This is a genomic window from Dysgonomonas sp. 521 (genome assembly GCF_010501055.1).
In the GTDB taxonomy this organism is placed as follows: domain Bacteria; phylum Bacteroidota; class Bacteroidia; order Bacteroidales; family Dysgonomonadaceae; genus Dysgonomonas.
Window position 1 is genome coordinate 1 of record NZ_QVMO01000119.1, and the last position, 8,836, is coordinate 8,836.

Annotated in this window: 7 protein-coding genes and 1 tRNA gene; all 8 read right to left on the reverse strand. The window is 39.2% G+C overall.

Translation table 11 applies throughout. The features are described from left to right. Window positions 1-32: 32 nt before the first annotated feature. The 8 genes from D0T84_RS20080 to D0T84_RS20115 all read right to left on the reverse strand — a co-directional run bounded on the left by D0T84_RS20080 (window position 33) and on the right by D0T84_RS20115 (window position 8,463). A complete protein-coding gene (locus D0T84_RS20080; protein WP_163309636.1) occupies window positions 33-1,151 on the reverse strand; it encodes an efflux RND transporter periplasmic adaptor subunit in 1,119 nt (372 codons plus the stop codon). 2 nt (window positions 1,152-1,153) lie between these two features. Then, window positions 1,154-2,563, reverse strand: a complete 1,410-nt coding sequence (locus D0T84_RS20085; protein ID WP_163309637.1) for a TolC family protein — start codon at window positions 2,561-2,563, stop codon at window positions 1,154-1,156. Between the two features lie 2 nt (window positions 2,564-2,565). Next, entirely contained in the window at window positions 2,566-3,486 is a 921-nt protein-coding gene (locus D0T84_RS20090) for a DUF6268 family outer membrane beta-barrel protein (RefSeq protein WP_163309638.1), read from the reverse strand. A 174-nt stretch (window positions 3,487-3,660) separates the two neighbouring features. Further along, window positions 3,661-4,416 carry a LytTR family DNA-binding domain-containing protein gene (locus D0T84_RS20095; protein WP_163309639.1) on the reverse strand — a complete coding sequence of 252 codons (756 nt, stop codon included), beginning with the start codon at window positions 4,414-4,416 and terminating at the stop codon, window positions 3,661-3,663. Beyond that, complete coding sequence (locus D0T84_RS20100; protein WP_163309640.1) at window positions 4,413-5,438, reverse strand: sensor histidine kinase; 1,026 nt, start codon at window positions 5,436-5,438, stop codon at window positions 4,413-4,415. The genes D0T84_RS20095 and D0T84_RS20100 overlap by 4 nt, the downstream gene beginning before the upstream one ends. A 96-nt stretch (window positions 5,439-5,534) precedes the next feature. After that, a complete protein-coding gene (locus tag D0T84_RS20105; protein WP_163309641.1) occupies window positions 5,535-6,758 on the reverse strand; it encodes a site-specific integrase in 1,224 nt (407 codons plus the stop codon). Between the two features lie 290 nt (window positions 6,759-7,048). Then, window positions 7,049-7,123 (reverse strand) — tRNA-Val (locus tag D0T84_RS20110). Window positions 7,124-7,296: 173 nt separating this feature from the next. Next, window positions 7,297-8,463, reverse strand: coding sequence for a DUF5009 domain-containing protein (locus tag D0T84_RS20115; RefSeq protein WP_255495491.1), 1,167 nt, complete (start codon window positions 8,461-8,463; stop codon window positions 7,297-7,299). Window positions 8,464-8,836: the final 373 nt, after the last annotated feature.

Genomic DNA, 8,836 nt, shown 5'->3' on the forward strand with positions numbered 1-8,836 from the left:
GAAAATTCAAATCGAAAAATCAAAGAACGTGCTCACTCCCCTTTATCCATAAGGGTTTTAACGATGTCAATATTTTCTAAACCGGACACTAGTGATAAGTTTAGAATGGATACCTCTATACCGTCAATCAAATTGATTTGTCCGCTTTTCACAATGGTATCATCGGGTGATATGCCATCGGTTATTTCAATAAATTCTCCGTCTGAAATACCCACCTGTACGGCTACTTTATAGGCTTTAGAGTCTCGTATCACAAACACATGAGGGGCTTTTAGTCCGCCGACAAGAGCTTCCCGGCTTATTACGCAAGTGTTGCGGTTATTCCCGCCGACACTGAAAATGACGGTGGCGAACATACCGGGCTTTAATTGAGGATTGTTCAATGACAATTCTACCGAATAATAGTATCTGTCGTTGCTTTTAGGAGAAATAGCCTCAATTCTGCCTGTAAATGTGCTGCCGGAATATACGTCAGTCGTAATGGTTGCTTCCATGCCTACCTTTAGTTTCAATACTTCTTTCTCCGTTACGTTGGCAACCATTTTCAATGCTTTATTATCCACAATATCCACAACGCTGCCGCCAACGGAAAGCAACGTCCCTTCTTCGAAATAGTCTTTGTTAATGATACCGGAAACAGGGGACGTAATGATAGTATGGCGCAGTTGGTCTTTTAAGTCGGTTATCCTGCTCTCGACAGTACGGAGGGTAATTTGTGATTCTTCCAGTTCCCGTACCGTTACTGCACCAATGGAGGCAAGGTTTTGGTAGCGTTCCACGTCTTTTTGCGCTTTCGCCAAATCCAATTCCGAGAACCGCAGGTTTTCCCGTATTACGTTATTTTCAAGTTGAGCGATTACCGTCCCCCGGCTGACAACATCGCCTACCTTATTGTATTTCTTTATGACAATACCCTGTGCCTTTGAATAAACTGCTACCTCGCTTTCCGAATCAATACGACCGTTTACACTGATTTTTTCGCTCAACTCCACATATCGGGGTTTCTCAATCATAACGGGAACGACTGTGTTTACGGTCAATGATAATTCAGCATTCCGGTCGATGGTCTGTTTATTATCGACCAGCTTCCATACGATAAGACCGACAATGGAAACGGTTACTATAATTGGGGTTACTATTTTGGATTTCATTTTTAATTGTTGCTTAATAAGTATTTAAGTGTACCGCTTGCTTTCAACAAATCTATTTCTGTCTTTTTGTAGCGGATAAGTTCTGTGGTATAGGTTATTTTCACTTCATGCAGAGAGGTTTCCGTTTCAAGAAGGTCTGTTATACTCGCCAACCCTTCGGTGTATAATGCCATAGTTTGGGTATATACTTTCTCTGCCAGTTTTAGATTTTCAGATTGCACCAGTACCAATTCATAGATTACTTCCAGTTGATTTTTCGCATTCAGATAATTGGCTGACAGGGTTTGTTGTGTTTCCCGAATATTCCAATCCAAACTTTGCAGTTGTGTTTGTTTTTGTCTTATCCGGCTTCGCTTGCCTAAGCCGTCAAAAATTGGAATCGTTAAACGAACCCCGACAATGGCAGAGCTATACCACGGTTCTCTCGTCAGCTTCAGCCTGTCCGATTGGAATTGATACCCGGCTGTGGCGATAGCCGATAACGTTGGCATATACTCCATTTTATGGCTACGGATTTCAAGTTCCAACATTTCTTTTTGCTTATTCAGCACATCGAGTTCAACGTTTTCGTAAGACGAGAGCAGAGCCGAACTTGTTCGAGCTATGCCGAGTTGAGAAAACGCACTGTTAAGAATTCTGTTTTGCGGCTGTGAGTAGCCTCGAAGTTCGGATAGACCAATGTTTTGAACTTTCGAATCGTCCACATCAAAAGCATCTTCAATGGAAATACCGATCAGAATTTTCAGGTAACGTTTCTGCTGCAATATGGTATTATTTATATTTTTACCTCTTGCCCGCAAATTGGTTAGATTTACTTTGATGCGATTCAAATCGACTTCCCGTGTTACGTTTTCTTCCACCCGTTTTTCCATTAGCCGATAAAGCGAATCCTGCATGGATACCATATAATTGATATTATCCAATTCCTGCATACTATTAAGAATGTCATAGAAGGCATTACTTACATCGAAAATTACTTCTTCTTTCGTCATAGCAGCCCGAAGCCTTTGAAGTTCCTGATTGTTCTTGGCTATCTTAATCCCCGTAAATAAGGTGGGCGAAAAGATTACTTGTTCAACGGAAATACCAAAATCAAATTCGTTCTTTGAACCCATCTGAACAGGGATTTGCGTACCACTCTCGCCGATAAGTTCGCCGGGCAACATCGTTGTGGGTAAAACCAAGCTATGGTCGAAACCGCCCGAAGCGTTTATCTGTGGCAACACATTCGACCGGACTTCGTTTATCTGATAACCTGCCTCTCTGACAACGAGGTTTGCCCTATGCGCGGCATAGCTGTTATTAATGGCGAAGTCGAGACATTGTTGCAGAGAGAACTTCTGCGAGTATTCCTGCGCCGTGACCATATTGCTTATTATCAATAAGCCAAACAAAACCTGAACCGCTCTCATTTTCAGAAATTATATTTGATTCCGAAAGACACATACGGAGAAACAGAGAAGTAATAATCATTATCTGTTGCGAACACACCTTTCAAAGTACGGTCGCTGTAAGAAGCCGGACGATACAGATTCAGCCCTGCCATAGCAGTCATAGATAATCCGGTTTTACCAACCTTTATTTCGGGACGAAACCCCGTAACGATGTATTGATGGGAGAATATTACATCTTTGCCGTCCTTTTCCAACAAAGCTGCCTGTCCGTTCATTTCCAAAGCATACGATAGTTTAAACCAATCGTTGAAACTATAACCTGCTGATACGTCTAAACCTTCAACCAGCTCTACATTCACATCGAACTTCCCATCAAGTTCCCAATTCAGATACACGGCAGGAAATATCATCGGATAGCCCAATGAACTATTGATAGCCACACCGCCGCCAATAGACAGGTTTGGTTTCAGGTGGCGGATGAAGATAATTCCTCCGCTTCCAAGTACGTGCTTGAACCTGATTTTAGAAAGATTGGCGGAAGGAGCAAGCACCGCCACGCCCGCACTTGCCTGCATCGACCATCGGTCGTTTAACGGTCGTAAGTGGTAAAGTCCAACTTGTAAGTTCATGATTTCGGAAACCATGTGATCAGTGAAATTTCTGTTATTCAGCGAAGTGTACGACCCGCCAAGACCAATGCCCCAAGCAGTCGGACGATTGTTTTCATTCAGTTTCACGGATAGAGGCATGTTGAATGCTCCCTGATAGACAACGGCGGAGCCTTTGGCATCGCCTATTTTCTTTTTGGGATTTTCGCCGGGAGGCAGGAAATAATAACCGGAACTTCCGAGATATTCGGTTTTGAACGATAATTGTTGCGCTTTCCCTTCGATACATAGTAGGGTTCCCAATGCTGCTAAGAATAATGACATTAACTTCATGATTTCTAAATTTATACGTTTATACTCACTTTATTTTTCAGCAAAAGAACGATGAACAAAGTAATGCTGAAAGCGAGAAACCATAGAGTTAAGAATCGACAAAGTGAAATGCAGAAAATAGGGCATGGAATTTTCCATACCCTGTTCAAAAAAGAAGAATAAGTTGTTTTAAGATTATTCCAGAATCCCGTCCATCCATTTTAGGAAGTCGGGTACACGTACTCTGCTAACCAACACTTCATGCGGACATACTGGAGAAAAGGAGAGTTTCAAACGGCTGTTGAAGTATTTGGCAACATTTTCGATAGCCTTCACATTACCGATACAATTACGCGATACACGAAAAAACAGGCGGCTGTCAAGTTGCTGTTCCAACTGGTCTAATGTGTAATTAATGATATACCGTTTATTTTGAAACGTATGTAGGAATACAACCCCTTCTTCACTGTAAAAATGAGCAATATCCGCCGTTTCTATATAATGATAATTGTCTCCTTTTGATATTAAGAAACGGTTTTTGTTTTTGGTGGCTAATAACTGCTCAAAATTCTTAGGGTCGGTTTTGTGGGAATCGGTATGAAAGATATTCTCAAATTTGATTAATGCAGCCTCTAACTCCTTTTCATCAAACGGTTTTAATAGGTAATCAATACTATTCAATTTGAACGCTTTGATGGCGTGTTCATCGTAAGCAGTGGTAAATATTACAGGCGTAGAAACCTCAACATGGTTGAATATCTCGAAGCAGTTGCCATCGGCAAGACGGATATCCAACAGGATCAGATCGACAGCAAAAGTTTTCAGAAACGCAATGGTATCTATGACTGTTTTCGTCCGTTTCTCCAGTAAATAATCGGGACGTAAATTTGTCATCATACGTTTTAGTTCTTCGTATGCAAATCGCTCATCTTCTACTATCAGGTACTTCATGGCTGTATATAGGGGATTTTTACAATAAATAGTTGGGGTGTATGCTCGACTACTACATCTTTAGCATACAATTTATATTGCTTCGTTAGGTATTTCAGCCCGATTCCGCCTTTATCAACATCATTTGAGGGCTGGATATTGTTTCCTACTGTAATGTATTCACTTCCGATAGTAACTTTTATATCCAACGGCATTTCTTCGGTGGCTACATTGTGCTTAAATACGTTTTCTATCAACAGTTGCAAGGTAAGTGGAATAATCATCTTCTTTTCACAGGCGCACGTTTTGTTTACCGTGAAAGTAAAAGAGTTCTCAAATCGCATTTTCATCAGGAAGATATAGGATTCCAGCGCATCCAAATCTTCTTCAACAGAAACCATCGGTCGCCTATTCAGAGAAAGCACATAACGATAAGTCTTTGACAAGGCTTTGGTAAACTTATTCGCATTGTCCGGATTCATATAGATTAATGACGATAACACATTCAGAGAGTTAAACAGAAAATGCGGGTTTATCTGCGCCCTCAGCGTTTCATGCTCGAACAGCAATGCTTCACGTTTTGCTTTTTCAGAATCGGCGATGGCTTTTTGCTCGGACTGAAAATAGTGGATCAGTTCAAATGCCAACAGGATAGGAATATTGTTTGTCATTCCAAATGCAAACTTGACAAGGAAAGAGGGAAGCCCATCTTTTGAGATAAGAAGTACATCGTATATAAGGTAATTGAACATACCTAATACGAGAAGGCAAATTATGACTCCCCCTATAAGATCTGCTATGATACGAAATAATACATTCTTAGAATAAGGTAAATGCTTATTCAGGAATAGTAATAATATGTAATCCCCAATACACATGATGAGGATTAATATATAATGAGATGACAGTTGGGTAAAAAAGTTATCCCCTAAATCTTCTTTCATCAGAATAGCACTGAAAAGCATTTGACACAAAGCGTAAAGCAGTGTGGCAAACAGAAAAATAAGCGCATGTTTTATATTTACTTTTTTATTCTTAACCATAGCTCAAAAGTAGATTTTTTGCAGGAGATTCAGGGTAAATCTCCTGATTTTCTGATGAACTTCATTATTTGGGGAATGAATTTAAGTTTTTAGAAATTATTTTCGCTGTTTATAATACTTAGACAAACCGTCCAGTTCTCCCCTTACCTTATTCACTTCCGTAAATATTTTCTGATTCAAAACTTTCGCATAAATCTGTGTCGTAGTTATATTTGTATGTCCTAACATTTTTGAAACACTTTCAATAGAAACGCCCTTGGTCAGCATAATCGTGCCAAAGCTGTGGCGGCCGCAATGTGTTGTAAGCCTTTTGTTTATACCGCATAATGAAGCGATTTCTTTCAAATACTCATTCATCTTTTGGTTAGTATGAATTGGTAGGAGTTTTCCGTCCTCTAATCCTCTGTATTTTTTGAGGATAGATAAAGGAACATCCAACAGAGGAATATTTGCCTGAACGGAAGATTTTTGGCGGGTTAGTTGTATCCACTTCTGGCCGAAGCCATCTTCTATGATATTATCTTCTGTTAGATTGGCTGCATCTATATAAGCTAATCCTGTGAAAATTTGGAATAAAAAAACATCTCGTACTTCCTCTAATCGTTTCGACTCGAATTTCTTATTCATCAACTTCTTGATCTCTGGCTCGATTAGAAACTCTTTCTTTACAGGCTTGTATCCTAATGTATAATCATCAAAAGGATCAACAGTGATATATCTGTTTTTGAGTGCATTGGTTACGACTTGTTTCAGGTAGCGTAAATGCTTGACAGTAGAGTTATGTCCACATTTGCAGATTGATTTTAGATAAACTTCATAGTCTGTCACAAACTGGAAATTAATATCCCGTATCGGCATATCCTCTTTCTTGTATTTATATACCATAAAGTCGGCAACACGTTTTCGGGTAGCTAAATATTTTGAAAGAGTAGTGCAACGAATGGTTTTCCCGACAAGATTTCGCTTTTGCTCTACCTTAATATCATATAAAGATAAGACTGAGTGTTTGCGTATAATTTTACCCAAATAGGTGTCTCGGAGTTTATCCGGTGTAACATAGCCATCTTTTTCAAGGATTTCTTTATATTGCTTATCTAAAGCAATCTTTATTTTATCCAGCGAATCATTTATTTGTTGGGCTTCCTTTGTTCTTCCCATGACTTTGCCTAATGAATTCCACATTTCAGGCTTTACAAATTCTTTGGAACTGAATTCTGCTTTTTCTCCGCTAATGGATATTCTAACCATAATATTGGCTAGTCCATCCTTGTTTAAGTCTCTCTTTCTGATTAAGAAAAGGATTCGATACGTACTTTTCATTGCTCATTCTTTTTAATAATTCGACAAAATTACTCACTGAACCTTAAAGAATGAAGCTCTCAAAAAAGCCAAGTTAGGGCATTGTAAGTCATTAGCTACCAGCTAATAATCTGCTTAAAAGTGAGTAAAATTCAGTAAGTGGTTTTACTCACTTTTTACTCACTCGACTACTGTCCTAAACTGTCTTTTCTTGTCCGAGGGTAGAATAAAAAAAGCCTGTTAATCTACTGACTAACAGACTTTTTGTCTTTTATTGGCTTCTCCTGTCTTTTTAGGATTTTACCGTTCCGTGGGCGTTGACGGATTCGAACCGCCGACCCTCTGCTTGTAAGGCAGATGCTCTGAACCAGCTGAGCTAAACGCCCTTATTTGGGGTTGCATTTTCTCTCAAATGCGTGGCAAAGGTATATATTTTTTTTATTCTACAAAACAATTTCGAGAGATTTTTAAGAATAATCTTTCAAATAATAATTTGCCGCTTTGCTGGTTTTGTATAGTTGCCTATTTTCCAAATATTTACTGAAATCAAGACAGGATTTTATATTTTAAGTTTTACTCCGGCTTTCCCCAACAAAGCTGTAATCCCTATTGTGATAAATGAAAATACGACGCATTTAATCAAACCCACAGGAGAGGTCGTTATTACCTCAGGAAGCGAAAATGGGATCAAAACGAAAAGAGAATATAAGAAATATGGTACCAAGTAACACGTTAATGTAGCCGTTCCTGCAGGCTTAATTATATCAAACCAGGACGCTTTCTTTTGCATGTCTGCAAACCAGTACATAAACACGTAAAACAAAACGGATATGCCCGTACACAAAAACAGCCATGTGGGGGTAGCCTGTATCTTAGAGATAATCCAGAAATAATGAGAAATAAATCCTGCTAAAAGGAATCCGATACCAACCCCTGTTGATACCAACATCTTCTTATTTATGCTCAGTTCAGACTTCGGCTGATTGAACAGCAATGAAATCAGCATCCCGCACATGGTAAAAGCATGGAAACATCCGTTACCCGGAATGATACTATCAAAGGAACCCAGCCAACGATTCGATCCGGCAATGCATAACAAAGTAAAAAAGAAGAAAGCAACGATCAGATATATCCTTTTCTTATTCAGGAACAAGTATATAATGGCACATAAGAGATATGTCCACCCTATTAACCCAAGTATCCCCCACCAGCGAGGCTGGAATATATCTCCGCCTGCATCCCTGTATATAAAGGCAAGAACGGCCAGGATGATTATTCCGACTATTTTTAATATAGAATAAAAACTTTGTTTCTTTTTGTCCTCTGTCTTAGGATAGAGGTTCCATATAAAGAAGAAAGCGAGGAGCATAATAAACGTAAATGCCGGCTTCCCTATAGCCGATGATACTCCGGCTTCCAGATTTACCGTGAACATCCCCATAACCAACAGCGCTACCGAACGTATCAGTATATGTTTCAATATCTCTATTTTCGAATCCCCCTTTTTCCTCCTTATCTCAATCGCCAGCGGAATAGACATGCCAAGTATAAACAGGAACGAAGGGAATACAATATCTGAAAAGCCCAGCATATCTTCATCCGCCGCGGCATGTTCGAGCCAGTGGGGCACATCGGATATGGTAAACAAGTCGTTAACAAAAATCATAAAAAGCATAGTCAGAGCCCTGTACACATCTATAGACGCTATACGGCCAGGTTTTGTCATAGTGGAAGTCATAATTAATCTTTAAGGTAGAACAATCTGAGTAACTGTTTAAATTTTATACGAATATTTTATTATATCTTTTTCTTCGTTCATTTTTAGTCTGTTTTCGGCTGTTTTTTCCTTTCTCTCAACTCAAATAGCCCGCTATTATCGTTTCGAAGAAGAAAAAAACAGCTCTAAAACAGCTCTAAAAATTTGAACGAATAAAATTTAAACAGTTTCTTCTATGTTGTAATCCAAATATTCGGAGTATTATTTTTCGTTTTTATTTTTTTTGCCATAAAAACAACTACATTTGTATCAGGAAGTTGAAGAGGAAACAGGCTCTGCTGGGGAGCAACTTGTCAGCAATACACTTCCTGCGTTACGCAGT